At 64.3% G+C, this 25,159-nt stretch carries 19 protein-coding genes; 5 read left to right on the plus strand and 14 right to left on the minus strand.

The genetic code is table 11. The features are described from left to right. Positions 1 to 23 precede the first annotated feature (23 nt). Positions 24 to 548: a PH domain-containing protein gene (locus QA643_RS15025; RefSeq protein ID WP_283033902.1), complete on the plus strand. Its 525-nt coding sequence runs from the start codon at positions 24 to 26 to the stop codon at positions 546 to 548. Positions 549 to 595: 47 nt separating this feature from the next. On the opposite strand, the gene QA643_RS15030 is transcribed toward QA643_RS15025, so the two are convergent. Then, positions 596 to 946, minus strand: a complete 351-nt coding sequence (locus QA643_RS15030) for a DNA-directed RNA polymerase subunit N (protein ID WP_283033903.1) — start codon at positions 944 to 946, stop codon at positions 596 to 598. Between the two features lie 202 nt (positions 947 to 1,148). Beyond that, positions 1,149 to 1,850, minus strand: coding sequence for a ribulose-phosphate 3-epimerase (gene rpe, locus QA643_RS15035; protein ID WP_283033904.1), 702 nt, complete (start codon positions 1,848 to 1,850; stop codon positions 1,149 to 1,151). Positions 1,851 to 2,105: 255 nt separating this feature from the next. On the opposite strand from rpe, the gene QA643_RS15040 reads away from it, so the two are divergent. Further along, a complete protein-coding gene (locus QA643_RS15040; RefSeq protein ID WP_283033905.1) occupies positions 2,106 to 2,876 on the plus strand; it encodes an EF-hand domain-containing protein in 771 nt (256 codons plus the stop codon). 93 nt (positions 2,877 to 2,969) lie between these two features. Here QA643_RS15040 and QA643_RS15045 read toward each other — a convergent pair whose 3' ends face one another. The 9 genes from QA643_RS15045 to QA643_RS15085 form a co-directional block, all read right to left on the minus strand. Next, on the minus strand, positions 2,970 to 3,965 hold the full coding sequence (locus tag QA643_RS15045) for a P1 family peptidase (RefSeq protein WP_283033906.1): 996 nt from the start codon (positions 3,963 to 3,965) through the stop codon (positions 2,970 to 2,972). 57 nt (positions 3,966 to 4,022) lie between these two features. Next, complete coding sequence (locus QA643_RS15050; protein WP_283034810.1) at positions 4,023 to 6,764, minus strand: PAS domain S-box protein; 2,742 nt, start codon at positions 6,762 to 6,764, stop codon at positions 4,023 to 4,025. Positions 6,765 to 7,119: 355 nt separating this feature from the next. Continuing rightward, entirely contained in the window at positions 7,120 to 8,613 is a 1,494-nt protein-coding gene (locus tag QA643_RS15055) for an HWE histidine kinase domain-containing protein (RefSeq protein WP_283033907.1), read from the minus strand. A gap of 14 nt (positions 8,614 to 8,627) precedes the next feature. Continuing rightward, positions 8,628 to 14,915 carry a HAMP domain-containing protein gene (locus QA643_RS15060; RefSeq protein ID WP_283033908.1) on the minus strand — a complete coding sequence of 2,096 codons (6,288 nt, stop codon included), beginning with the start codon at positions 14,913 to 14,915 and terminating at the stop codon, positions 8,628 to 8,630. Between the two features lie 261 nt (positions 14,916 to 15,176). Then, positions 15,177 to 16,295, minus strand: a complete 1,119-nt coding sequence (locus QA643_RS15065; RefSeq protein WP_283033909.1) for a branched-chain amino acid ABC transporter substrate-binding protein — start codon at positions 16,293 to 16,295, stop codon at positions 15,177 to 15,179. 308 nt (positions 16,296 to 16,603) lie between these two features. After that, positions 16,604 to 17,344, minus strand: a complete 741-nt coding sequence (locus QA643_RS15070) for an ABC transporter ATP-binding protein (protein ID WP_283033910.1) — start codon at positions 17,342 to 17,344, stop codon at positions 16,604 to 16,606. Between the two features lie 121 nt (positions 17,345 to 17,465). After that, on the minus strand, positions 17,466 to 18,299 hold the full coding sequence (locus QA643_RS15075) for an ABC transporter ATP-binding protein (RefSeq protein ID WP_283033911.1): 834 nt from the start codon (positions 18,297 to 18,299) through the stop codon (positions 17,466 to 17,468). Next, on the minus strand, positions 18,296 to 19,615 hold the full coding sequence (gene livM, locus QA643_RS15080; protein ID WP_283033912.1) for a high-affinity branched-chain amino acid ABC transporter permease LivM: 1,320 nt from the start codon (positions 19,613 to 19,615) through the stop codon (positions 18,296 to 18,298). The genes QA643_RS15075 and livM overlap by 4 nt, the downstream gene beginning before the upstream one ends. A gap of 11 nt (positions 19,616 to 19,626) precedes the next feature. Further along, a complete protein-coding gene (locus QA643_RS15085) occupies positions 19,627 to 20,544 on the minus strand; it encodes a branched-chain amino acid ABC transporter permease LivH (RefSeq protein ID WP_283033913.1) in 918 nt (305 codons plus the stop codon). A gap of 274 nt (positions 20,545 to 20,818) precedes the next feature. On the opposite strand from QA643_RS15085, the gene QA643_RS15090 reads away from it, so the two are divergent. Continuing rightward, positions 20,819 to 20,980, plus strand: a complete 162-nt coding sequence (locus QA643_RS15090; RefSeq protein ID WP_283033914.1) for a hypothetical protein — start codon at positions 20,819 to 20,821, stop codon at positions 20,978 to 20,980. Positions 20,981 to 21,193: 213 nt separating this feature from the next. Here QA643_RS15090 and QA643_RS15095 read toward each other — a convergent pair whose 3' ends face one another. The 3 genes from QA643_RS15095 to QA643_RS15105 all read right to left on the minus strand — a co-directional run bounded on the left by QA643_RS15095 (position 21,194) and on the right by QA643_RS15105 (position 23,850). Then, a complete protein-coding gene (locus QA643_RS15095; RefSeq protein ID WP_283033915.1) occupies positions 21,194 to 21,586 on the minus strand; it encodes a carboxymuconolactone decarboxylase family protein in 393 nt (130 codons plus the stop codon). Between the two features lie 109 nt (positions 21,587 to 21,695). Next, positions 21,696 to 22,478 carry a 3-oxoadipate enol-lactonase gene (gene pcaD, locus QA643_RS15100; protein WP_283033916.1) on the minus strand — a complete coding sequence of 261 codons (783 nt, stop codon included), beginning with the start codon at positions 22,476 to 22,478 and terminating at the stop codon, positions 21,696 to 21,698. Between the two features lie 16 nt (positions 22,479 to 22,494). Further along, positions 22,495 to 23,850, minus strand: a complete 1,356-nt coding sequence (locus QA643_RS15105; protein WP_283033917.1) for a 3-carboxy-cis,cis-muconate cycloisomerase — start codon at positions 23,848 to 23,850, stop codon at positions 22,495 to 22,497. 160 nt (positions 23,851 to 24,010) lie between these two features. Here QA643_RS15105 and QA643_RS15110 point away from each other — a divergent pair, with 160 nt between their 5' ends. Together QA643_RS15110 and QA643_RS15115 are read left to right on the plus strand one after the other, a co-directional pair. Continuing rightward, positions 24,011 to 24,457: a carbon monoxide dehydrogenase subunit G gene (locus QA643_RS15110; protein ID WP_283033918.1), complete on the plus strand. Its 447-nt coding sequence runs from the start codon at positions 24,011 to 24,013 to the stop codon at positions 24,455 to 24,457. Positions 24,458 to 24,663: 206 nt separating this feature from the next. Beyond that, entirely contained in the window at positions 24,664 to 25,143 is a 480-nt protein-coding gene (locus tag QA643_RS15115) for a (2Fe-2S)-binding protein (RefSeq protein WP_283033919.1), read from the plus strand. Positions 25,144 to 25,159: the final 16 nt, after the last annotated feature.

The following is a 25,159-nucleotide window of genomic DNA, read 5'->3' on the forward strand; positions in this document are numbered from 1 at the left end:
TCGGTTCATGTGCGAGACGGTTTATGACCAATTCGGATGCAGCGTTCCAGCGCGAGCTCGACGCCGGCGAGCGGTTGTTGTGGAGCGGCCGGCCATTGCCTGACCTTCGGATCGAATCCGGCAGTCTGCTCCACTCGCTCTTTGGGTTCGTCTTCCTGGGCATTGCGGTTGCGTCGCTGCTTGCCGCCGGCAAGGAAAGCTCCATCTTTCCGACGCTATGGACGATACCGTTTGTCGTCGTTGGCCTTTACGTGTCGGTCGGGCACTTCTTCTGGAGCGCGTTCTGTCGCCGCTACACCGAATATGCCGTGACCAACCAGCGCGTCATCGTACGCTCAAATATGCCGCGGAGAACGATTCAATCGATCGAATACCGCAAGATCCGGACGATCACGCTGACCGAGAAGTCCGACGGCAGCGGGACGATCCAGTTCGGTGAAAGCGGCGGTGCCGATGCAGGAGACGCCAGTGCAACGCGAATGGAAGCCGTCGCCGATGCGCGGCTGGTCTACAATATCATCCGTAAGGCGTCGCACCGTCTGGCCTGACGCGTCGGCGCGCTGACGGCCGATAGCGGATCAGCTTTCGACCGCACTCACTCGAGTGTTTGAACCGGCGGGGCCTTTGAGCGCGGCGAGGGAGAACTGGGGGCGCGGCCGCTCCGTTCCGCCGGTGCGGCAGCCATGGCTTCGGCCCGCGCCCCGCGCACGCTATCCCTTGACGAGTGCCTGCGGTGCCGCGACGAGCGCGAGCCTTCCAATCCCCATGAGCGCGAGATCGACGGGCCGGCCGTATAGCCGACAAAGGCGCCGGCGACGGCCCCGACCGGGCCCAGCACGACGGCGCCGGCCACGGCGCCGAGCGCCGCGTCACCCGCACGCTGCGCGAACGCGGCCGAGGGGGCGAGTGCCAGGAGCAATGCAGCGGTGGCGAGGGCCTTGATCATATCTGTGTCCCATCCATGAATGGCGGGATGCTGATCTGCCTTTATGGCGAGATGCGTAACGCTTTGTGGCCAGAGCGTGGACTTTACGGTTCCTGCCCGCCATTTCGGCGGCGTGCACGCTCCAGAATGTCGCAGACCGTGGCGGGGTTCTTATTGGTCGCGCCGCTACGAGAGCCAGGTCGGTGGAGACCGGCCATCCGCATCAAGCTGCTTCGCCGCGCGCCAGCGCCGCCGCATGGCGGATCGCGGAAATATTGGCCTTGTAGGCCTCCAACGTGCCGCCCTTGAACACCGCCGAGCCCGCGACCAGCGCGTTGGCGCCGGCGGCGGCCAGCTGGCCCGCGACGTCGGGCCCGACCCCGCCATCGACCTCGATGTCGATCGGACGTCCCGCCGTCATCGCCCTGATGTCGCTGACCTTGCCGAGCGCCGACTTGATGAAGGCCTGGCCGCCAAAGCCGGGATTGACCGACATGACGAGCACGAGGTCGATCAAATCGATGACGTATTCGATGGCGCTCGCCGGCGTGCCGGGGTTGAGCGAGACGCCGGCCTTCTTGCCGAGCGCGCGGATCGCCTGCAGCGAGCGATGCAGATGCGGGCCGGCCTCGGCGTGAACGGTGATGTGGTCGCAGCCGGCCTTGGCGAAGGCTTCGAGGTAGGGATCGCAGGGCGAGATCATCAGATGCGCATCGAATATCTTCTTCGTATGCGGCCGCATCGCCTTGATGACGTCGGGGCCGTAGGAAATGTTCGGCACGAAATGTCCGTCCATCACGTCGAGATGGATCCAGTCGGCGCCGGCCGCATCGACGGCGCGGACCTCCTCGCCAAGCTTGGCGAAATCCGCCGCCAGGATCGATGGCGCGATGACCAGGGGACGCGACGCAAATTGCTGGGACATGTGCGCTTTCCCAATCTCTTCGAGGGGAGGAAGCGCTCCGCGTAACATGCAGGCGGGCCGGGGGCAATGCGGCGGGCCGAGCTCTCCTGTGGGCGGAAAAATCTGCCGCCGCAGGCAACCATTGCCGGGTTGAACAGGCGGGGCGCAACGCAGCAAAGACTGGTTTTATTGGGTTTTTCTGCATGGCACGGCGCTTGCTGAGGAAAGCGCACGGGGTTGTTGGCCGCTTGCCGCGGCATTTGTTGGAGTTCCGCCATGTTCTTTGCTTTGGGCGCCGCCTCATCGGCGATTGATGCCCTCAAGGCGCTGACGTCGTCGACGTCGCCAAAGAAGACCGTTGACACCAGCCAGGCCTCAGAAAGCCCGTTTGTTCTCCTGTCCTCGAACACCTCGCAGATCGGCTCGGGACCCATCTCGTCGGGCCCAAGCAATGGTTCGCCCGGCAAAGGCGGCGCGTCGATATCGCCGGAAACCATGAGCGCGCTGCTCGACGCGCAAAACCAGTCCGCAGGCGCATCGGGGACGGCGTCGAAGAACCGCCACGCCGCGCTGAAGGACCTGTTCGGACAGATCGACGGCGACGGCGACGGCAAGATCAGCAAGGCGGAATTCGAAGACGCGCTTGGCGCTGGCGGCACCAATGTTGCGAACGCCGACAATGTGTTCGGCAAGCTCGATCAGGACGGCGACGGCTCGGTCAGCGTCAAGGAACTGGCGTCGGCGCTGAAGGCCAAGAAACATCACGATCGCGAGGACGACAAAGCTTCCAGCAGCGATGGCGCGGGCTCCGACCCGCTCGCGCAACTCCGCCAGGGCGCGACCACCACAACAGTGACCAATAGCGATGGTTCGGTGACGACCTCGCTGACCTATGCCGACGGATCGAAAGTGACGATGACGTCGCCGGCCTCCGGCAACTCGTCCTCTTCAGCGACGTCGTCCTACAATTTCATCGAGCAGATGATCCAGCGCGAAGCCAAGGCGATTTCGTCTGCCGCCACGGCATCGGTTTCGATGAGCGCCTGATCACGAGACCCGGCGGGATCCCTTCGGACCGCGACCTTTAATCTTGAGCATGGTCTTTTCGGAAAACCGGTACCCACTTTTCCGGACCACGCTCTAACCGAAGCGATCGCTCCACGCCGGTAGCGCACCCAGAAAGGGTAGTGCGGTCGCACTGTGAACGCCCCGCGCGATCGCCCGTGCCACCGTGTTGGCGGCCACCATGCCGAGTTCGGTCATGCCGAACAGCGGATCGACCGGCTTCTTGCCGGTCGCGGCGGCAAATACCACGTCGCCATCCGTCGTTGCATGGACAGGGTAGATGGCGCGGGCCATGCCGGTATGCGCGATCATCGCCAGCCGCTTGGCCTGCGCTTTCGTCAGCACGGCGTCCGTGACCACGACCACCAGCGTGGTGTTCTCTGCAGGCGTTACCGCCGGGCCGCCCTTCAGGCGTGCCCGCAGCATGTCCGGCGTGAACGCGGGCGGCAGTCCGCGCCCACCGAACTCGTTATCCTGCTCGAACGGCGCTGCCCAGAACCAGGGGCCGTCGCCGACGGTGACGCTGCCCACCGCATTGACCACCGCGAGCGCGCCGACGGTGACGCCGCCTTCGGTCTTTGCGGAAGCCGAGCCAAGGCCGCCCTTGAAATTGGCGGTGGTTGCGCCGAGGCCGGCGCCGACGCTGCCGAGCGCGAAATCCTCGCCCGCCGCATTCGCCGCCGCATAGGCAAGATCGCGATAGGGCGGGAAGCGGCCCCACGCCTTGTCGCCGCCGTTCAGCAGATCGAAGCAGATCGCCCCCGGCACGATCGGAATAATCGCACCGCGAACTTGAAAACCCCGGCCCTGTTCGGCGAGCCACGCCTGCACGCCGCCGGCGGCGTCGAGGCCGAGGGCCGAGCCGCCGGAAAGGGCGATGCCGTCGATCGCCTCAAGGGTACTTTCCGGCTTGAGCAGGGCATCCTCGCGGGTGCCGGGCCCGCCGCCGCGCACGTCGATCGATGCGACGGCGGGCGTGTCGAACAGAACAGCGGTGACGCCGGAGGCGATCGCTGTATCCTGGGCGTGGCCGACGCGAACGCCGGCAATATCGGTGAGCAGGTTTTTCAAGGCGTGGTCCGTGGCTTTAGCGTTGCACCCACGGATATATCAGCCGCAGAGGATGCTTCAACTGGCCAGCGCCAGGCGGAGCATCTTGGCGAGTTCTGACTTGCGATAGGGCTTTGCCAGCAGCAGCACGCCGGAATCCAGCCGGCCGTGGTGCACGATCGCGTTCTCGGTATAGCCCGAGGTGTACAGCGTCTTGAGCTTCGGCCGCCGCTTCAGCGCTTCGTCGACCAGCTGGCGGCCGTTCATCGCGCCGGGCATGATCACGTCGGTGAACAAGAGATCGACGCTGGGAACATCGTCGATGATGCGCAGGGCGTCGGAAGCATTGGCGGCTTCCAGCGTGGTGTAGCCCAGGCTCTCGATTTGGGTGATCACATAGCGCCGCACCAGCGCATCGTCTTCGACGACCAGGACTGTTTCGCTGCCGCCCTGGAGGTCGGCGGCGACCTGAGCCTCCGCGTCGGTCTGCTGCAGGCCGGTGGCCCGCGGCAAATAGAGTTTCACCGACGTGCCGTGGCCTTCCTCGCTGTAGATCTTGACGTGTCCGCCGGTCTGCTTGACGAAGCCGAACACCATGCTGAGCCCGAGGCCGGTGCCGCGGCCGACCTCCTTGGTCGTGAAGAACGGCTCGAACACGCGGTCGAGCAGCGCCGCCGGGATGCCGGCGCCTGTATCGCTGACTGCGATCATCACGTAATGGCCGGGCGTGACCTCGCTATGTATGCTCGCGTAGTTTTCGTCGAGGAAGACGTTGCTCGTCTCGAGCGCAAGCTTGCCGCCGTTAGGCATGGCGTCGCGCGCATTGATAGCCAGGTTGAGGATGGCGGTAGTGAGCTGGTTGGGATCGACCAGCGCCGTCCATGCGTCGTCGGCAAGCAGCGGCGTGATTTCGACGTGCTCGCCAAGCGTCGGGTGCAACAGTTTCGCCGTCTCCAGCACCAGCGCGTTGACGTCGATTTCGAGCGGTTTTAGCGGCTGCTTGCGGGCGAATGCCAGCAGATGCTTGGTCAGATTGGCGCCGCGTTCGGCGGCCTCGTCGATCAATCTGGTGATAGCGACGAGCTGGGGCTGGTCGGCGACCGCTTCCTCCAGAATGCCGATGGTGCCGGTGATCACGGTCAGGATGTTGTTGAAGTCGTGCGCGACGCCGCCGGTGAGCTGGCCGACCGCATCCATCTTCTGCGCGTGCCGCAACTGGGCCTCGGCGGCCTGCTTTTCGGTGAGGTCGCGGCCGATGAAGAAATGGCGGCGGACCGGCTCCGACCACGTCCCGGTCCAGTTCAGCGCGACGGCCTTGCCGTCCTTGCTGACATAGCGCGTCTCAAAATTGCGTTTGCTCCGTCCGCGCCGCCCCGTTCGCATTTCCTTACGGGTATGTTCGAGATCGTCGGGATGGATGAATTCAATCGCGTTGTGTCCGACCATCTCGGACGGCTGATAGCCCAGGATGTCGGTGACGCTCGGGCTGACCTGGATCAGGTTTCCCATGGAATCGCTGACCAGGATGAGGTCGTTCGACGATTCGAAGATGCGCCGCCGCTCTTCGGCTTCCTGGTCGAGTGCCCGCTGTGTCCGCTTGCTTTCGGTGATGTTGCGCGCCGTCTTGGAAATGCCGATGATTTTGCCTGAGGCTGCACGGATCGGCGAGATGCTCAGGGAGACCTCGATGGTGTGGCCGTCCTTGTGCACGCGCGAAGTCTCGCGGTGAGCGATCGGCTCGCCCTGGCTGGCCCGTTCGATGATATTGCGCACCTCATCGCGGCGGTCAGGCGGGACGATGATATTGATGCTGTTGCCGATGGCCTCCGCTGCGCTATACCCGAACAATCGTTCGGCCGCGCCGTTCCAGCCGGTAATGATGCCGTCCAGCGATTTGGTGATAATTGCGTCGTTGGAGGATTCCACGACCGCGCTGAAGAGGCTTTCGCGTTCGGTGCGGAGCTCCTTTTCGGAGGCGGCCTCGCGGCGCATCACTCCGAGGAGGCGGGCGAGCTTGGCCTGCAGGCCGACATTGTCGATCAGCAGCACAGCGAGCACGAAACTCGCGGCGCACAGGCCATAGATGCGGCCGAGATAGAAACCGACATCGAAGCGCGCGACGTTCAGGATTGCCGATAGTGCGATGTCGAACAGCCAAGCGCTCATCACCACCATCAGCCAGATGTCGAGCACGGAGTGCGGCCGCAGCAGCAGCAAAGCGATCAACGCCGCGAGGCTGAGACACCATACCGTCGATACCACCGCGAGCATCACCGGCGTATAGTGGCCGCCGCTCAAAAGGATCGGCAGCAGGTCGTGCTTGCCGGTGACGACCCAGGTGAACACGGCGACGGCGGCCGCGACTGCGATGACGCTCGTGATGATGGCGCCGCTGATCGAGCCGCGCATTTTCGCCTTGTCGTCCCTTGCCTTGAGCAGCGCATAGATGAGGACCAGGACCGGAAATCCGCCGTGCCAGATCATGTAGAGCCAGACGGTGGTCTGCGTGCCGGAGCCGAGCGCGCCGCCGGAGGCAAACAGGCCGGGAAAGCTCAGGGCATGAACGATCGCCGCAGCGGCGGTGAACAAATATCCGCTCGCGAGCAGCAGCATCCCGCGCGAGCGGGAAATCGCGAATTGTGAAAACAGCAGGACGGCCGTGATCAGGTCGTTGATGGCGAGCGCGGACTGGTAGCTCGCCACGAACGCCGGAACCGGAGTAAGCGGCACGCCGGCGAACGGCACGGCACAGGCGAAGAGGATAGCGGAGACGCTGACCACGGCGAGGGCGAACGTACGATCGCCTTGAGTCGCGGGCATGGTCGAGAGGAAGATGTTGCGTTCGTTACCCAATGTCGTCTCCGGCAAACTGGCAGCGAACGCGCCTGGACAAAAAGTATTATGAAATGCATCAAAGCAACGCATTCGACGGGGCGGAGATCCGGCCGGCAGCTTGGATGCCCGCGGGAATCGCATCCCTTTGATGCTACGCTAACTGTGCTTCGGCAGGAATCAATCCAAGGTTACATATTACCTGAGCGAGGCAGAAGCCGTTCCGCCGGATCTGATGCACGCGATCGAAGCAGCGCGAACCGCGTCCGGCGGTGCCGTCACGGCGTTGGCGGGATAGGTCGTCCAGGATCGTGCAAGGGCTTTCATCGAGCAAGGCGCAAGGTTAACGCTCGGCGCGCCGCAGGCCGTTGCCGTCCACCGCAACATCACGAAGCGAGACCGGCTCGGGAGCAAAGCGCCGTTGCGACAGCGGGACCGACAGGCGGCAGACGAGGCCTTCCGGGCGCCAGTCGAATTCGGCGTGGCCGCCGAGCTGCGACTCGATGCTGGCGATCACGCTTCTGGTTCCAAAGCCGCGTGATATCGGCTTCTCGACGCGCGGCCCCCCGGTTTCCACCCATGTGATCCTGAGCAGGTCCGCCTGGTCCTCCCAGCTCACTGCCAGCCGGCCCGACAGCGTCGACAGCGCGCCATACTTCGCCGAATTGGTGACGAGCTCGTGCAGCGCCAGCGCGATGGTCTGGGCCGTGGCGGGCTCGAGCCGGACCTCCGGACCGGACAGGTCGATCTGCTCGCCGGTGGAATAGGGCGCCAGCTCTTCGTCGATCAGCTTGCGTATCTCGGCGCCCTGCCAGCTCGACAGCGACAGCACAGTGTGCACCCGTGCCAGCGCGTTGATCCGCCCCTCGACCGAGCGGATGTAGGTTTTGACGTTCTCGCCGCGCGTCAGGCGGACGATGGACTGCGCGAGCGCGAGCGCGTTCTTGGCGCGATGATCGACCTCGCGCGCCAAAAGATTTTGCCGCTCCTCGGCCTGCTTGCGCTCGGTGATGTCGACGGTGACGCCGCTGACGCGGATGACGCGGCCGCCCTTGTCGGTGCTTGCCGCCGCCGTTCCCGCGCACCAGCGCACCTCGCCATTGGGTCGGACGATGCGGAATTCGGCTTCGTATGATTTGGCGCCGCGGGCGAAGCTCGCCCATGCATCGTGCAATTCCTGAACGTCGTCGGGGTGAAACAGCGCCTGGATGTTGGCCGGCGTCAGCTCGAATTTGCCGGGATCGAGGCCGAGGATCTGGTACTGGCCTTCGTCCCACATGAAGTCGCCGTTGACCCAGTCCCAGTCCCAGGACCCCATCTTGCCGGCGGCAATCGCGAGGCTGCGGCGCTGCTCGCTTTCCAGCAGACGGGCATGCGATTCCTCCAGCTCGGCGGTGCGGGCGCGAACCCGGTCTTCGAGTTCGAGGTTGAGACGTTCGAGCTGGCGGGTCTTGCGATAGAGTTCGGCGAACACCTTGATCTTGGCGCGCAGCACCTCCGGCACGACCGGCACCGGAACGTAGTCGACCGCGCCCATCTCATAGCCGCGCAGGCGGTCGATATCGCTGACCTGGATCGCGGAGATGAAGATCATCGCGGTCTTCTGGAAGCGGGGATGTTCGCGGATCATCGCGGCGAGCTCGAAGCCGTCGAGCTCCGGCATGCAGACGTCGACCAGGATGATGGCCACATCGTTCTTGAGCAGGAACTCAAGCGCTTCGCGGCCCGAGGAGGCCTTGACCAGGTTCTCGCCGAGCTCCTTCAGGATGACCTCATAGGCGAGCAGCTTCGCCGGCTGATCGTCAACCAGAAGAATGTTTACCTTCTCTTGGTCCATCATCTGCTTCCGCGTCAGCGGTGTAACCACATTCGTATGGCGAGCAATAACTGCTCGGTATTGACGGGCTTGGCGAGATAGTCCGAAGCGCCGGCCTCGAGGCATTTCTCACGGTCGCCCTTCATCGCCTTGGCGGTCAGCGCAATGATCGGCAGGCGGCCAAAGGAGGGGTTTTGCCTGATAACGCCAATGGTCTGATATCCGTCCATCTGCGGCATCATGATATCCATCAGCACGATTGCGACATTTGGGGTGGATTCGACCAGCGCGATGGCCTCATGGCCGGTCGTCGCGGTCAGCACTTTCATTCCGCGCCGTTCGAGAACGCTCGATAGTGCGAAAATGTTGCGTGCATCGTCGTCGACGAGAAGCGCGGTCTTGCCAACAAGATCCTCATCGGAACTATTGAGCTTTTCGAGCATCCTCTGCTTGTCGACCGGCAATTCCGTGATCACACGGTGCAAAAACAGCGACGTTTCGTCGAGCAGGCGTTCCGGCGACTCCACGCCCTTCACCACGATGCTTCTCGCCATGGTGTGAAGTTCCGCGTCTTCCTCGGCCGAGAGTTCCCGTCCCGTGAACACCACGACCGGCACATTCGACAGCGATTCATCGTTGCGTAGCCTGTCGAGCACCTCAAAACCGCTCATATCGGGCAGCCGCAGGTCCAGCACGACGCAGTCGCAGGGCTGGTTCCGCAGCGTCGACAACGCGTCCGCGCCGGTGTCGGCGGTGAGGATCTCGATGTCGTCATGACCGAGCAATTCGGTGATGCTCATCTGCTCGGCGGCGTTGTCCTCCACGATCAACAGGCGCTTGCGGCGCGGCTTGGCATATTCCTTGATCTGCGACAGTGCCGCGCTGACGCCCTCGGTCGTCGTCGGCTTGTTGACGAAGGAGAACGCGCCGCGCGCCAGCGCGTGCTGGCGGTCTTCGTCGAGCGTGATGATCTGCACCGGAATGTGCCGCGTCAGCGGATTGTGCTTGAGCTGGCTGAGCACCGTCCAGCCCAGCATGTCGGGCAGGAATACGTCGAGCGAAACCGCGGCCGGCTGGAACTGCTTGGCGAGTTCGAGCGCTTCGGCGCCGCGGCTCGCCACCAGCACCTTGAAGCCCTTGTCGCGCGCCAGATCGATCAGCACACGCGCATAATGCGGATCGTCCTCGACGATCAGGAGAATCGTATCGCCCGGTGCAAGGTCGAGGCGGTCGTCCGGCAATTGCTCGATGACCCGCTCCTGGGTCGCCGCGACCTGCAGTGCCGGAGGCGGCGTGAAAGGCGACGGGGCAGGGGTGCGCGGCGCGATGGTCGGGCCGGAATATTTCAGCGGCAGATAGAGCACGAAGGTAGAGCCTTTGCCGGGCGCGCTGCGCAGATGGATCTCGCCGCCGAGCAGGCTGGCGAGCTCGCGGCTGATGGCAAGGCCGAGGCCGGTGCCGCCGTATTTGCGGCTGGTGCCGGCATCCGCCTGCTGGAACGCCTCGAAGATCAGCTTCTGCTTTTCCAGCGGAATGCCGATGCCGGTGTCGGTCACCTCGAAGGCGACGACGGCCGGCGCGTGGTTGAGGATCGGGTGCTCGGCGCTCCAGCCGCCGACCGCGGACGACACGTCCAGCTTGACGCCGCCCTCCGCGGTAAACTTGAAGGCGTTCGACAACAGGTTCTTCAGCACCTGCTGCAGCCGCTTGGAGTCGGTCACCATGCTGCGCGGCAGGCTTTCGTCGACACTGATGTTGAACGAGAGGTGGCGGTTCTCGGCCTCATGCTTGAACGGCCGCCCGACGGTTTCCAGAAGGTTCGACGTCAGGATCTCCTCGGCATCGACCGTCACGGTACCGGATTCGATCTTCGACAGGTCGAGAATGTCGCTGATCAGGTTGAGCAGATCGGTGCCGGCGCCGTGGATAGTGCGGGCGAACTCGACCTGCTTGGCCGACAGATTGCCGTCCGGATTCTCGGTGAGCTGCTGGCCGAGGATCAGGATGCTGTTCAGCGGCGTACGCAGCTCGTGCGACATGTTGGCGAGGAATTCCGACTTGTACTTCGAGGTCAGCGCGAGCTCGGTCGCCTTTTCCTCGAGCGCGCGGCGGGCCTGCTCGATTTCCTGGTTCTTTCTCTCGACCTCGACGTTGCGCTCGGCAAGCTGCTGGGCCTTCTGCTCGAGCTGCTCGTTGGTCTGCTGCAATTCCTTCTGCTGGGTCTGCAGCTCGCCGGCGAGCTGCTGCGACTGCTTGAGCAGGCCCTCGGTCTGCATCGTGGCCTCGATCGAGTTGAGCACGATGCCGATGCTGTCGGTCAATTGTTCGAGGAAGGTCAGCTGCGAGGTGGTGAACGAAGAGATCGAGGAAAGCTCGATCACGGCCTTCACCTGGTTCTCGAACAAAACCGGAAACACGACGATGTTCCGCGGGACGACGCGGAACAAGGCCGAGTTGATCGGAGCGGTGCCTTCGGGGATGTTCGACACCAGCCGCTGCCGCTTGTCGAGGGCGCACTGGCCGATCAGCCCTTCGCCGAACTGTATGGCTTGCGGATGCGGATGGGCGCCGTCGCCGGCATAGGAGGAGAGCAGGCGGAGTTGCGGGCTGTCGGCGTTCTCCACCTGGTAGATCGCGCCCATATGCGCGTCGATCAGGGGCGCCAGCTCGGTCAACAGCAGCCGGCCCACGGTGGAGAGGTCGCGCAGGCCCTGCAGCATGTTGGTGAATCGGGCGAGGTTGGTCTTCAGCCAATCCTGCTCGGTATTCACCTGCGTGGTCAGGCGAAGATTGCCGATCATCGTATTGATGGTGTCCTTGAGTTCGGCCATTTCGCCGCGGGCATCGACCTGGATCGAGCGGGTTAGGTCGCCCTTGGTCACGGCGGTCGCCACCTCGGCGATCGAGCGCACCTGCGAGGTCAGGTTGGCGGCGAGCAGGTTGACGTTGCCGGTGAGGTCCTTCCAGGTGCCGGCAGCACCGGGCACGTTGGCCTGGCCGCCGAGGCGTCCCTCGACGCCGACCTCGCGCGCCACGCTGGTGACCTGATCGGCGAAAGTCGCGAGCGTGGCGGTCATGTTGTTGATGGTGTCGGCGAGGGCTGCGACCTCGCCCTTCGATTTCACCGTCAGGCTCTGCTTCAGATCGCCGTTGGCGACCGCGGTCACCACCTTGACGATGCCGCGGACCTGTTCGGTCAGGTTGGCGGCCATGAAATTGACGGTGTCGGTGAGGTCCTTCCAGGTGCCGGCGACGCCGGGCACCTGCGCCTGGCCGCCGAGCTTGCCTTCGGTGCCGACTTCGCGCGCCACGCGCGTCACTTCGCCGGCGAAGGCGTTGAGCTGGTCGACCATCGTATTGATGGTGTTCTTCAGTTCGAGGATTTCGCCCTTCACGTCGACCGTGATCTTGCGCGAGAGGTCGCCGCGCGCCACGGCGGTCGTGACTTCGGCGATGTTGCGGACCTGCGTGGTGAGGTTGGCCGCCAGGAGGTTGACGTTGTCGGTAAGGTCTTTCCAGGTGCCGCCGACGCCGGGCACCACGGCCTGGCCGCCGAGCCGGCCCTCGGTGCCGACCTCGCGCGCCACGCGCGTCACTTCGGCGGCGAAGGAGCGGAGCTGCTCGACCATCGTATTGAGGGTGTCCTTGAGCAGCAGGATTTCGCCGCGGACGTCGACCGTGATCTTCTTGGAGAGGTCGCCGCCGGCGATCGCGGTCGCGACCTCGGCGATGTTGCGGACCTGCGCGGTCAGGTTCGAGGCCATGAAGTTGACGTTGTCGGTGAGGTCCTTCCAGGTGCCGGCGACTTCAGGCACTTGGGCCTGGCCGCCGAGCTTGCCTTCGGTGCCGACCTCGCGCGCCACGCGGGTGACTTCCGAAGCGAAGGCGTTGAGCTGGTCGACCATCGTGTTGACGGTGTTCTTCAGCTCGAGAATTTCGCCCTTGACGTCGACGGTGATCTTCTTCGACAGGTCGCCCTTCGCCACCGCCGTGGTGACTTCGGCGATGTTGCGGACCTGGCCGGTGAGGTTGCCGGCCATCGAGTTGACGTTGTCGGTGAGGTCTTTCCAGGTGCCGGCGACGCCGGGCACGTTGGCCTGACCGCCCAATCGTCCCTCGGTGCCGACCTCGCGCGCCACGCGGGTCACTTCGCCCGCGAAGCGGTTGAGCTGGTCGACCATCGTGTTCAGCGTTTCCTTGAGCTGCAGGATCTCGCCGCGCACGTCGACGGTGATCTTGCGCGAGAGGTCGCCGCCGGCAATCGCGGTCGCGACTTCGGCGATGTTACGGACCTGGGCGGTGAGATTGCCGGCCATCGAGTTCACCGAGTCCGTCAAGTCCTTCCAGGTGCCGGCGACGCCGGGCACTTCGGCCTGGCCGCCGAGCTTGCCGTCGGTGCCGACCTCGCGCGCCACGCGCGTCACTTCGCCGGCGAAGGCGTTGAGCTGGTCGACCATCGTGTTGAGCGTTTCCTTCAGCTGAAGGATTTCGCCTGACACGTTGACCGTGATCTTCTTCGAAAGGTCGCCCTTCGCCACCGCGGTCGCGACTTCGGCGATGTTGCGGACCTGGGCGGTGAGGTTGCCGGCCATCGAGTTGACGTTGTCGGTGAGATCCTTCCAGGTGCCGGCGACGCCGCGCACGTTGGCCTGGCCGCCGAGCTTGCCTTCGGTGCCGACCTCGCGCGCCACGCGCGTCACTTCGCCGGCAAAAGCGTTGAGCTGGTCGACCATCGTGTTGATGGTGTCCTTCAGCTCGAGAATTTCGCCGCGCACGTCCACCGTGATCTTCTTCGACAAGTCGCCATTGGCGACCGCGGTCGTCACCTCGGCGATGTTGCGGACCTGCGCGGTCAGGTTCGACGCCATCGAGTTGACGCTCTCGGTGAGGTCCTTCCAGGTGCCGGCGACGCCGAGCACGTTGGCCTGGCCGCCGAGCCGTCCTTCAGTGCCGACCTCGCGCGCCACGCGTGTGACTTCGCCGGCGAAGGCGTTGAGCTGGTCGACCATCGTATTGAGCGTTTCCTTCAGCTGAAGGATTTCGCCCGATACGTTCACCGTGATCTTCTTGGAGAGGTCGCCGCCCGCGATGGCGGTGGCGACGTCAGCGATATTGCGGACCTGCGCCGTCAGGTTGGAGGCCATGAAGTTGACGTTGTCGGTGAGGTCCTTCCAGGTGCCGGCCACACCAGGCACCTGGGCCTGGCCGCCGAGCTTGCCTTCGGTGCCGACCTCGCGCGCCACGCGCGTCACTTCCGAGGCGAACGAGTTTAGCTGGTCGACCATCGTGTTGATGGTGTCCTTCAGCTCAAGAATCTCGCCGCGCACGTCGACCGTGATCTTGCGCGAAAGGTCGCCGCGGGCGACCGCGGTGGTGACGTTGGCGATGTTGCGGACCTGCGCGGTGAGGTTGCCGCACATCGCGTTGACCGAGTCGGTCAAATCCTTCCACGTGCCGGCGACGCCGGGCACGATCGCCTGGCCGCCGAGCTTGCCGTCGGTACCGACCTCGCGGGCGACGCGCGTCACTTCGGAAGCGAAGGAGCGGAGCTGGTCGACCATCGTGTTGATGGCTTCCTTGAGCTGCAGGATCTCGCCGCGGACGTCGACGGTGATCTTTTTCGACAAGTCGCCATTGGCGACCGCGATGGTGACCTCGGCGATGTTGCGGACCTGGCCGGTGAGGTTGTTGGCCATCGAGTTGACGCTCTCGGTGAGGTCCTTCCAGACGCCGGTCACCTCCGGCACCTGGGCCTGGCCACCGAGCTTGCCCTCGGTGCCGACCTCGCGCGCCACGCGCGTCACTTCCGAGGTGAATACGCCGAGCTGCTTGATCATCGTGTTGACGATGTTGGCCGACTGCAGGAATTCGCCGCCAAGCGGGCGGCCGTCGACGTCGAGCTGCACGGTCTGCAACAGATCGCCTTGAGCCACGGCAGCGACCGCGCGCGTGACTTCGCGGGTCGGCCACAGCAGGTCGTCGATCAGCGTGTTGACGGAGCCTTCCATGTCCGCCCACGAGCCGCTCGAAAGGTCGAATTTGACGCGTTGGCGCGTCTTGCCTTCGCGCCCCACCACCTGGCCGACGCGCTCGAGCTGCTGCGCCATGCGCTGGTTGGCGGCGACGATTTCGTTGAAGGTGTCGGCGATCTTGCCCTCGATGCCGATGTGATCGCCGGTCATGCGGACCGAGAAATCGCCCGCGCGCATCGCCTGCAGCGCGTGCAGGAGATCCTGTAGGGGATCGGCTTGTCCGTTGACGGGGGTCTTGCCTTTGGGAACGCGGCGAACAGCGGGTGATGCTTCGGGAGAAAAGTCACTCATGGTGTTTCCTCAATCGCCAGTCGCTCAAAAATTAAACGGCGAAGCGATTCCAGTCATAGAACCGGCTGCCCCTTTGCAGATCAAGTTGGAACAACGGTTAGTATGGAGAATCAATGACATGGAACCCAGCCCGGGTTCCTCAATGCGTCGGGAACCTGAAAGTTCCAATCGCGGGAAAATTATTTGGAACCTGTGAAACAAAAACGCCCCGGCGCGCCGGGGCGTTTGCGATTTTTCATCTGGGAATAAATCCGAACGTCGTCAGGAACCCTTCGGATTGATCTCGGCGTAGTTGCCCTTGGCGTCCCACTTGTAGACGACGTAGTCGATCACCTTGATGTCGCCCTTGGCATCAAAGCCGAGCTTGCCGAGCACGGTGTCCCATTCGCCGGCCTTGATGGTCTCCATCACCTTTTTCGGGTCGGTGGTCTTGGCCTTCGCCACCGCCTGCGACCACACCTGCATCGCCGCATAGGTGTAGAGGGTGTAGCCTTCCGGATCGATGTTCTTGGACTTGAACTTCTCGACGATCGCCTTCGCGGTTGCCTTGTTGCGCGGGTCGGGGCCGAAGGTGAACAGCGTGCCTTCAGCGGCGGCGCCGGTGATCGAAGCGAACTCCTTGTCGTTCATGGCGTCACCCGCCATCAACACCGTCTTGAGGCCCTGGTCGCGCATCTGGCGCAGGATCAGGCCGGCTTCCTGATGGTAGCCGCCGACGAAGACGAGATCGATGTTGTCGCGCTTCAGGCGCGAGACGATCGAGTTGAAGTCCTTGTCGCCCTTGTTGTAGGACTCGAACATCTTCTCGGTGACGCCGGCCTTGTTGAGCGCCTTCTTGGTCTCGTCGGCGAGACCCTTGCCGTAGGTGGTCTTGTCGTTGAGGATGGCGATGTTCTTGCCCTTGTAGTTCTTGACGATGTAATCGGCGGCGACCAGGCCCTGCTGGTCGTCACGGCCGCAGACGCGCGCGACGTTCCACAGCTTGCGCTCGGTGAACAGCGGGTTGGTCGAGGCCGGCGTGATCTGCAAGACGTTGCCGTCGGCATAGGCTTCGGAGGCCGGGATCGACGAGGACGAGCAGAAGTGACCGGCGACGAACGGGATCTTGGCGCTGGCGAACTTTTCCGCCACCGAGCGCGCCTGCTTGGGATCGCAGGCATCGTCGCCGACCTGCAGGGCGAGCTTCTTGCCGAGCACGCCGCCGGCGGCGTTGATGTCGGCCACCGCCTGTTCGGCGCCGTTCTTCATCTGCCGGCCGAATGCGGATTCGCCGCCCGTCATCGGGCCGGCCACTGCGATGGAGATGTCCTGCGCCAGCGCCGTTGTCGACAGCGCCAACGATGCGCCCAATGCCAGGCCGATGAGTTTCAGTGATTTCATGAGATATCCTCGCAGGTCAGTCGATTTCGGGAAATACCCGGCGGGCCGGGTACGAAAATCCCGCCCATTGTCGGCTGATTTTACGGCGAAGTCATCGGCAATTTTCGGGCAAATCCACGGCCCGTTCGCAGCATCTTGCCGCAGTTTGCCGTGTCCCGGACGCGGTGCAGCGCTTCTTCAGCGCTGCTCCGCAGAGCCGGGACCTGTCAGAGTTGGACCCCGGATCAGCAGCGCACCGCCATAGTGCGTCGAAGACGCGCGTAAACGCGCTTTCGGTGCTGCGCAGCGTCCGGGGAACGCATCCGGCGCTATTCCCGCCGGCCGCCTTCCAGATAGGCAGCGCGGATTTCCGGGCGCTGCAGCAATTCGCTGCCGGTTCCGGACAGCGTGATGAGGCCGTTGACCATGACATAGCCGCGATGGGCCAGTTTCAGGGCGTGGTTGGCGTTCTGTTCGACGATCAGGACGGTGAGGCCGTCCTGCCGGTTCAACGTCCTGATCGCATCGAAAATCTGCCGTGCGATCAGCGGCGCGAGCCCGAGCGAGGGCTCGTCCAGCATCAAAAGGCGGGGGCGGCTCATCAGTGCGCGGCCGATCGCCAGCATCTGCTGTTCGCCGCCGGACAGCGTGCCGCCGCGCTGGGTCATGCGTTCCTTGAGCCGCGGGAACAGGGCGAAGACGCGTTCCAGCCCGCTTGCCCGGTCGCTCTCGCTTGAGTCGGTCGCGTCAGCGCCCATTTGCAGGTTCTCGGCCACACTCATGCGCGGGAAGATGCGGCGGCCCTCGGGGGATTGCGCGATGCGCAGCCGGGCAATCTCATGCGTCGGCACGCCGGTAATGTCCTGGCCATCGAATTCGATGCGGCCGGAACGGGCGCGCGGCCGGCCGAAGATCGTCATCATCAGCGTCGACTTGCCGGCGCCGTTGGCCCCGATCAGCGCGACGATCTCACCGGCATTGATGTCGATATCGACGCCCTTGAGTGCCTCGATCTTGCCGTAGGCGGCGCGCAGCGAGCGGATCGCGAGCAGGGGAGTGGATGATGACATCATCTTTTCTCCCCACCGTCATGGCCGGGCTTGTCCCGGCCATCCACGTCTTTGCAGTCGGCACGAGAAGACGTGGATGCCCGGGACAAGCCCGGGCATGACGAGAATATAGAGAACGCGCTCACGTGCCGCTCTCCATCACCGCGATCGCTTCCTCCTCGTCGGTGCCGAGATAGGCGGCGATCACCTTGGGATCGTCGCGGATCTGTTTCGGCGTGCCCTCGGCGATCTTCACGCCGTGATCCATCACCACGACATGGTCGGAGATTTCCATCACCACGCTCATGTCATGCTCGATCAGGAGGATCGAGGTGCCCTGATCGGCGCGGATCGAGAGCAGCAACTCGCTCAAGGCGGCGCTCTCGCGCGCGTTCAGGCCGGCCGCCGGCTCGTCGAGGCAGAGCAGGGCGGGCTCCGTGCACATCGCCCGCGCGATCTCCAGCCGGCGCTGGTCGCCATAGGGCAGGTTGCCCGCGGCATCATCGGCGCGATCCAGCAACCCGATGCGATCGAGCCAGGTTCGCGCCAGGTCGATGGCGGCCTGTTCGGCCTGCCGCCAGGACGGCACGCCGATCAGACCGAGGAAGGTCAGCCCGGAGGCGCGCATCAACGCATTGTGCTGCGCCACCATCAGGTTCTCCAGCGCCGTCATGCCGGGGAACAGGCGGATGTTCTGGAAGGTGCGCGCGACCCGGGCGAGTTTTGCGATCCGGAAATCGTTGAGACGTTCCAGCCTCGTCACATGACCGTCATCCTGCGTCAGGCGGATGGCGCCGGAGGTCGGCTTGTAGAAGCCGGTGATGCAGTTGAACACGGTGGTCTTGCCGGCGCCGTTCGGCCCGATCAGCGCGGTGATCTTGCGCCGCTCCGCATCGAAGGAGAGGTCGTTGACGGCGACGATGCCGCCGAAGCGCATCGACAGGCGATCGACCGAGAGGATGGGAGCATCGCTCATCCGTGGCCCTCCTTGACGAGGTCGGACGAGATCGCCTGCTGGCGCTGCAGGAACACGGTCGGGGCGCGGTGGCCGATCAGGCCGCGCGGCCGCCAGATCATGAGCAGCACCATCGCCATGCCGAACACCAGCATGCGGTACTGGTCGAGCCCGCGGAACAGCTCGAAGCCGCCGATCATGGCGAGCGCGGCCAGCGCCACGCCGAGCTGCGAGCCCATGCCGCCGAGCACCACGATCGCCAGCACCAGCGCCGATTCATGGAAAGTGAAGGATTCCGGGCTGATGAAGCCCTGCCTGGTCGCGAAGAACGCGCCGGCAAAGCCTCCGAACATTGCGCCGGTCGCGAACGCGGTCAGCTTGGTCGTGGTGGTGTTGATGCCGAGCGCGCGGCAGGCGACTTCGTCCTCGCGCAGCGCCTCCCAGGCGCGGCCAATCGGCAGCCGTCGCAGTCGGATGGTGACCCAGTTGGTAAGCAGCGCCAGCGCCAGGATCAAATAGAACAGAAACACGATGCGGTGCGTCGGCGAGAACTCGATGCCGAGCAGGGCCGCCAGCCCGTCGTCGGCAGGTGTCAAGGGAATGCCAAACAGGGTCGGGCGGGGAATGCCGGTGACGCCGTTCGGCCCGCCAGTCAGGCTCTGCCAGTTGATGATGACGAGGCGGATGATCTCGCCGAAGGCGAGCGTCACGATAGCGAGATAGTCGCCGCGCAGCCGCAGCACGGGGAAGCCGAGCAGCACGCCCCAAAACGCGGCGAGGATGCCAGCTAGCGGCAGGCAGACCCAGAACGACAGCCCGAAATTGGTGGCGAGCAGCGCATAGGAATAGGCACCGACCGCGTAGAAAGCGACATAGCCGAGGTCGAGCAGGCCGGCGAGGCCGACCACCACGTTCAGTCCCCATCCGAGCATGACGTAGGTCAGCACGAGGATAGCAAGGTCGAGAATGTAGCGCTCGTTATAGAACAGCACCGGCACCAGGAACGTGAAGACCAGCAGCACCGGTGCGACCAGCCGGCCGGCCAGCGACAGCGCACTCTGTACCGACGCCGGCACCACTTTGACCGTGTCGACCGGTCCCCACCATTGCCGCAGCAACTCGATGATGATGCTGCCGCCGAACACGGCCCCGACCATGGCGGCGAGGTCGCCAAAGCGCGTCCAGTAGACCAATTGCCCTTGCGGACCTGCCTCGGTGCGCACGCCGATCATCAGCGAGAACAGTACCAGGGCCACGAAGGCGCTGATCAGCGCTTTCTTGAGGATGAAGGCGGCGCCCGGAGCGCGCGATGTTTGGACGGCGGGGTTTGCGCTCACGCTATGGCCCGTCAGACTTTTTCGACTTCGGGCCGGCCGAGCAGGCCAGTCGGAAGGAAGATCAGGACCACGATGAGAATCGAGAACGCGGCAACGTCCTTGTACTCGACCGAGAAATAGGCCGACCACAGCGTCTCGATCAGGCCGATCAAGAGGCCGCCCAGCATGGCGCCGGGCAGCGAGCCGATGCCGCCAAGCACGGCGGCGGTGAACGCCTTGATGCCGGCGACGAAGCCCATGAAGAAGTCGACCAGCCCGTAATAGAGCAGGTACATCATGCCGGCGACGGCGGCGAGCGCAGCCCCGATCACGAAGGTCATGGAGATGGTGCGGTCGACGTCGACGCCGAGCAGGGAGGCCATGGTCTGATCCTGCTCGCAGGCCCGCATGTCACGGCCGAGCCGCGTGCTGGATACCAGCCAGGTGAACAGCGCAAGCAGCACCACGGTCGTGATCACGACGATGATCTGGATATTGGAAAGCTGCACGACAAAGCCATCGGCGCCCTCATGCAGGGTATGGCCGCCGGTGATGATCGGCGGCACCGGCTTGACGCGGGCGCCTTGGGCAACTTGCGAATAATTGGTCAGTACGAATGACATACCGATCGCCGAGAGCATCGGCGCCAGGCGGAACGAGTGGCGCAGCGGCCGGTAGGCGATGCGCTCCACCGTCCAGCCATAGAGCGCCGTGATTGCCATCGACACCAGCAATACGACCAGCAGGATCAAGGGGATCGCGGTCAGGCCGAACGAGACCAGGATCAGGAAGGTGATCAGCGCAATGAAGCCGCCGATCATGAAGATGTCGCCATGGGCGAAATTGATCATGCCGACGATGCCGTAGACCATCGTGTAGCCGATGGCGATCAGGCCGTAGATCGAGCCGAGCACGAGGCCGTTGATCAGTTGCTGGGCGAAATAATCCATGCGCTGCCGTTTTTTGTATGAGGACGCGGCGAGAGCTCCGGCAGCCCATGACGACGCGTCGTGCCGTTTTCTAACAGGTGGGAACCATGGGCGGCAACAGCACTCGGTGCGGCTTAATTGGCTTGTACAGAGCTAGTTTTTGCGCAGTTGTTCCAGTGCCACGGTCCGGCCACGGCTTTGCCGTGTGAACATCGCATCGGAACCCTGGTTCCCGGCAACCATCCCGGCGGCGCTTCGTTATGTTCGTCTACGTCTAAACAACGGAGATCCCTCGATGAGCAAGATGAACCAGAACCTGGGTCAGCAGAACCAGAACCCGGGCCAGAAGCCTGGTCAGCAGCAGCAGGGCGGCGGTCAGAAGCCGGGCCAGCAGCAGCAGGATCCAGGCCGTCAGGGACAGAAGCCTAGTCAGGATCCACGGCAGATGCCGGAGTAGAGCGGCACATACCAGAACAGAAACAGAAAAGGCCCCGCCGAAAAGGTGGGGCTTTTCTTTTTGTGCGTTGCCAACTTCGTGTCCCGGACGCGGCGCAGCGCCCCTTGGCGGTGCGGCGCAGAGCCGGGACCCGGATGCAGCCGGCGCCTGGGTCCCGGCTCTGCGTCGCGTCATTTCATGCCGCGCCGCGTCCGGGACGCTAGCCTTGCCCAACTAACTCTTCAGCAAAACCAGTTCGGCGATGATCGCGTTCGCTTCCTTCACCGCATGGTTGGCCGCCGGTACGCCGCAATAGATCGCCTGCTGCAGCAGGATTTCCTTGATGTCGTCGGGCGTGAAGCCGCCCTCAGTCAGCGCCGCGCGCACGTGCAGGCGGAATTCGTCCCATTGTCCGAGCGCCACCATGGTGCCGATCACGAGCACGCGACGGGTGCGGTGGTCGAAATGCGGCCGGGTCCAGATATCGCCCCAGGCGTAACGGGTGATCAGGTCCTGGAAGTCGGTGTTGAATGCGTTGCGGTTCTTGATCGACTTGTCGACCCATTCATTGCCGAGCACTGTTCGGCGCTGCGCCATGCCGTCGTCGCGGCGTTGGTTGTCGTCCATGGTACGTTCTCTCCCCGTCATTGCGAGGAGCGAAGCGACGAAGCGATCCATATCTCGGCAAGCGGTGAAATGGATTGCTTCGCTTCGCTCGCAATGACGTCCGTGGTTGCTAGCGTTGCGTCAGAAAACCGATCACCGCGTCGGTGAAGGCGTGCGGCTGCTCGACGTTGGAAATATGCGCGGCGTCGAGGATGGTCATGCTCGCGCCGGGAATCCGGCTGCGCATGAATTCGCCGTCGGCGATCGTTGTCGACATGTCGTGGCGACCGGTGATGATGAGCGTCGGGCTCTTGATCTTGGGCAGGAGTTCGCGCTGATCCAGCGTCGACAGCGCCTCGCAGCAGGCGATGTAGCCCTCGACCGGCGTCGTCAGCATCATTGCTTTCATGTTGGCGGCGACCTGCGGCTGCCGTTCGCGGAAATCCGCCGTCAGCCAGCCGGCCAGCACGGCGTCGGCGACCGCGGCGATGCCGCCTTCCTTCACCGCCTTGATGCGGTCGTTCCAGCGCGTCGGATCCGGGTAATAGCAGGTGGTGTTGGCCAGGATGATCTTGCCGAACCGGTCGGGCGCGTTGGCCCCGAGCCATTGCCCGACCATGCCGCCCATCGACAGCCCGCACCAATGCGCTTTGGCAATGTTGAGGTCGTCGAGGATCGCCAGCACGTCGCGGCCGAAGCGTTCCAGCGAGTAGGGCCCGGGCGGCACGCCCGACTTGCCGTGGCCGCGGCGGTCGTAGCGGACGACGCGAAACACCTGCGTGAGCGCCTTCATCTGCGGCTCCCACATCTGCATGGTTGAGCCAAGCGAATTCGACAGGATCAGCGTCGGTCCGCCGTCGCGGCCTTCGACGGATACGTTGAGCAGGCATCCGTCGGCGTCGATCATCGGCATGGAGGTCTCCGGTCTCTTATTTATCGTCAAGCGAAGCGAGCAGGCGGTCGATCAGGGTCTGTGAAGCGCCCTGATAGGCCATCGGCTCGAACAATTTTGCAATCTCATCCGCACCGAGCTGCGCGGTGACCTCTGCATCTTCGCGCAACACCTCGCGCAGATGCTTCTTGTCCTTGACCGCCTTCTTGCTGGCAGCCTCGACGAGGTGATGGGCGTCGCTCTTGCCGATCTTCTCTGCGAGCCGCATCGCCACCGCTTCCGCCATGATCAGCCCATCGGTCGCATCGAGATTTCGCCGCATGCGTTCGGCGTCTACTTCCAGCCCTTCGGCGATATCGACGATCGCGGCGAGCCCGCCGGACGTGACCAGCATCAGGGTCGGCAGCGTCGGCCATTCCGCGTGCCAGGGGCCGGCGCTGCGCTCGTGCTCCTGCACCTGCGCGGCAAGGATCGTGGCGGCGAGGTTCGGCGCCATGGTGGCTGCGGCGAGCGCGCTGGCGGATGCCACCGGATTGCGCTTGTGCGGCATGGTGGAAGAGCCACCACGGCCTTCGCCCGACGGCTCGAACGCTTCGCCGACATCGGTCTGCATCATCAGCGAGACGTCGCGCGCGATCTTGCCGCAGGTGCCGGCAAGAATCGCGAATATCGAGGCGGCTTCCGCGATGCGGTCGCGGTGGGTGTGCCAGGGCGCATCAGGTAGCGGCAACTTCAGCTCCGCGGCCAGCTTTTCCGCGACCGTCAGGCCTTTGTCGCCGAGCGCGGCGAGGGTGCCGGCAGCGCCGCCGAACTGCAGCGCCAGCGTCTCGCTGCGCAGCCGCTTGAGCCGCACCCGCGAGCGGTGCAGGGCGGCGGCATATTCGGCGAGCTTCAGCCCGAACGGCATCGGCAGCGCATGCTGCAGCCAGGTGCGGGCCACCACTGGGGTATCGCGGTGCCGGCACGCCAGTCCGGCGAAGCCGGCGACTGCACGATCGAGGTCGGCGAGCAGCACATCGATACCGGCGCGAAGGCCGAGCATGGCGCCGGTATCGATCACGTCCTGGCTGGTCGCGCCCCAATGCACATAGCGTGCGGCATCCGCGTCCGCCTTTGCGACGTTGGCGGTCAGCGCCTTGACCAGGGGGATGGCAAGGTTGCCGGACCTTGTCGCGGCATCGGCCAGCCCGGCGAGGTCGAATGATTCGGCACTGCACGCATTCGTGATCGGTCCCGCGGCGCTTGTCGGAATCACTCCGGCCGCGGCTTCGGCGCGCGCCAGCGCGGCCTCGAAATCCAGCATGTTCTGCAAGGCCGCCACATCGTCGCAGACCGCGCGCATCGCGGCGCTCGACAGCATCGGGGCAAGCAATGGGGAAAGGGGCGTGCTCATCTTCCGTGCGACCTAACCACCCCGTCCAGTCAATGCCAATGGCCTTGTTGCCCTGCACTTGTTGCAAGTGCGAATTTGCGTCGCTTATCGCCCTTCCTTTTGCGCCTTGCGTGCTTTACTTGGGAGATCGGGTTAAGCGTGGATTTCAGGAGGGACCCCCATGGCGATGACGATGAACGGCGAGGTCCAGCTTGCGGCGTCGCGCGAGGCGGTGTGGGCCAAGCTGAACGATCCGGACGTGCTGAAGGCCTGCATCCCCGGCTGCGAGGAGCTGGAAAAGACTGAGGATAACGGCTTCCGCGCCACCGCCAAGATGAAGGTCGGCCCGGTCTCGGCCCGCTTCAAGGGCAAGGTCATGCTGAGCGATCTCGACCCGCCCAACGGCTACAAGATCACGGGCGAGGGCGAGGGCGGCGTCGCCGGCTTCGCCAAGGGCGGCGCGACGGTGGCGCTGTCGGAGAAGGATGGCGGCACACTCCTGAGCTACAATGTCGAGGCGCAGATCGGCGGCAAGCTGGCCCAGCTCGGACAGCGCCTGATCAACGGCGCCGCCAAGAAGCTGGCCGACGAGTTCTTCAGCAATTTCGGCAAGGCCGTGCAAGGGTGATCCGAAGGCTGGCACCACTGCCCGACACAACTGATTCCTGCCACGCCAGCCCGCCCGAACAGGCCCGTCAAGTCACTCAGGCCATGCCCCAAACGAGGGGCTCCTGAGGTTGCTCATTACCGGGATGGCCCATATTATGGGCCTTGGAATGACTATAAACACCTGCACAGCCGCCGATACGCGGCAGTGCAGCCAAGAGAGTGCTGATGGCCAAGATTTCCCTGATCGTCAACGGTAATCCCGTAAACGCCAACATCGATCCCCGTACCCTGCTGGTCCAGTTTCTGCGGGAAAATCTCCGCCTGACGGGCACCCATGTCGGCTGCGACACCTCGCAGTGCGGCGCCTGCGTCGTGCATCTCGACGGCAAGGCGGTCAAATCCTGCACCACGCTTGCGGTGATGGCCGACGGCCACGAGGTTCGCACCATCGAGGGCCTGGCCGCCGACGGCGCGCCGCTGCACCCGATGCAGGAAGCCTTCCGCGAGCATCACGGCTTGCAGTGCGGCTTCTGCACCCCCGGCATGATCATGACCGCGGTCGATATGGTCAATCGCAAGGGCCACGATCTCTCCGACGAGGTCATTCGCGAGGAGCTCGAAGGCAATCTGTGCCGCTGCACTGGCTACCAGAACATCGTCACGTCCATCGCCGCCGGCGCCAAGGCGATGGCCAAATCTGCTTAGCCGTCTCGTTCGCCTA

The organism is Bradyrhizobium sp. CB3481 (genome assembly GCF_029714305.1).
Taxonomy (GTDB): domain Bacteria; phylum Pseudomonadota; class Alphaproteobacteria; order Rhizobiales; family Xanthobacteraceae; genus Bradyrhizobium.

Bases quoted from the DNA above. Each gene is read 5' to 3' on its own strand.
- QA643_RS15115 (WP_283033919.1), top strand. From the start codon at position 24,664: ATGGCCAAGATTTCCCTGATCGTCAACGGTAATCCCGTAAACGCCAAC.
- QA643_RS15030 (WP_283033903.1), bottom strand. From the start codon at position 946: ATGATCAAGGCCCTCGCCACCGCTGCATTGCTCCTGGCACTCGCCCCC.
- pcaD (WP_283033916.1), bottom strand. From the start codon at position 22,478: ATGCCGATGATCGACGCCGACGGATGCCTGCTCAACGTATCCGTCGAA.
- QA643_RS15055 (WP_283033907.1), bottom strand. From the start codon at position 8,613: ATGGACCAAGAGAAGGTAAACATTCTTCTGGTTGACGATCAGCCGGCG.
- rpe (WP_283033904.1), bottom strand. From the start codon at position 1,850: ATGTCCCAGCAATTTGCGTCGCGTCCCCTGGTCATCGCGCCATCGATC.
- QA643_RS15085 (WP_283033913.1), bottom strand. From the start codon at position 20,544: ATGGATTATTTCGCCCAGCAACTGATCAACGGCCTCGTGCTCGGCTCG.
- QA643_RS15110 (WP_283033918.1), top strand. From the start codon at position 24,011: ATGGCGATGACGATGAACGGCGAGGTCCAGCTTGCGGCGTCGCGCGAG.
- QA643_RS15070 (WP_283033910.1), bottom strand. From the start codon at position 17,344: ATGTCATCATCCACTCCCCTGCTCGCGATCCGCTCGCTGCGCGCCGCC.
- QA643_RS15090 (WP_283033914.1), top strand. From the start codon at position 20,819: ATGAGCAAGATGAACCAGAACCTGGGTCAGCAGAACCAGAACCCGGGC.
- QA643_RS15095 (WP_283033915.1), bottom strand. From the start codon at position 21,586: ATGGACGACAACCAACGCCGCGACGACGGCATGGCGCAGCGCCGAACA.
- QA643_RS15105 (WP_283033917.1), bottom strand. From the start codon at position 23,850: ATGAGCACGCCCCTTTCCCCATTGCTTGCCCCGATGCTGTCGAGCGCC.
- QA643_RS15050 (WP_283034810.1), bottom strand. From the start codon at position 6,764: ATGCCCGCGACTCAAGGCGATCGTACGTTCGCCCTCGCCGTGGTCAGC.
- QA643_RS15040 (WP_283033905.1), top strand. From the start codon at position 2,106: ATGTTCTTTGCTTTGGGCGCCGCCTCATCGGCGATTGATGCCCTCAAG.
- QA643_RS15075 (WP_283033911.1), bottom strand. From the start codon at position 18,299: ATGAGCGATGCTCCCATCCTCTCGGTCGATCGCCTGTCGATGCGCTTC.
- QA643_RS15065 (WP_283033909.1), bottom strand. From the start codon at position 16,295: ATGAAATCACTGAAACTCATCGGCCTGGCATTGGGCGCATCGTTGGCG.
- QA643_RS15025 (WP_283033902.1), top strand. From the start codon at position 24: ATGACCAATTCGGATGCAGCGTTCCAGCGCGAGCTCGACGCCGGCGAG.
- QA643_RS15060 (WP_283033908.1), bottom strand. From the start codon at position 14,915: ATGAGTGACTTTTCTCCCGAAGCATCACCCGCTGTTCGCCGCGTTCCC.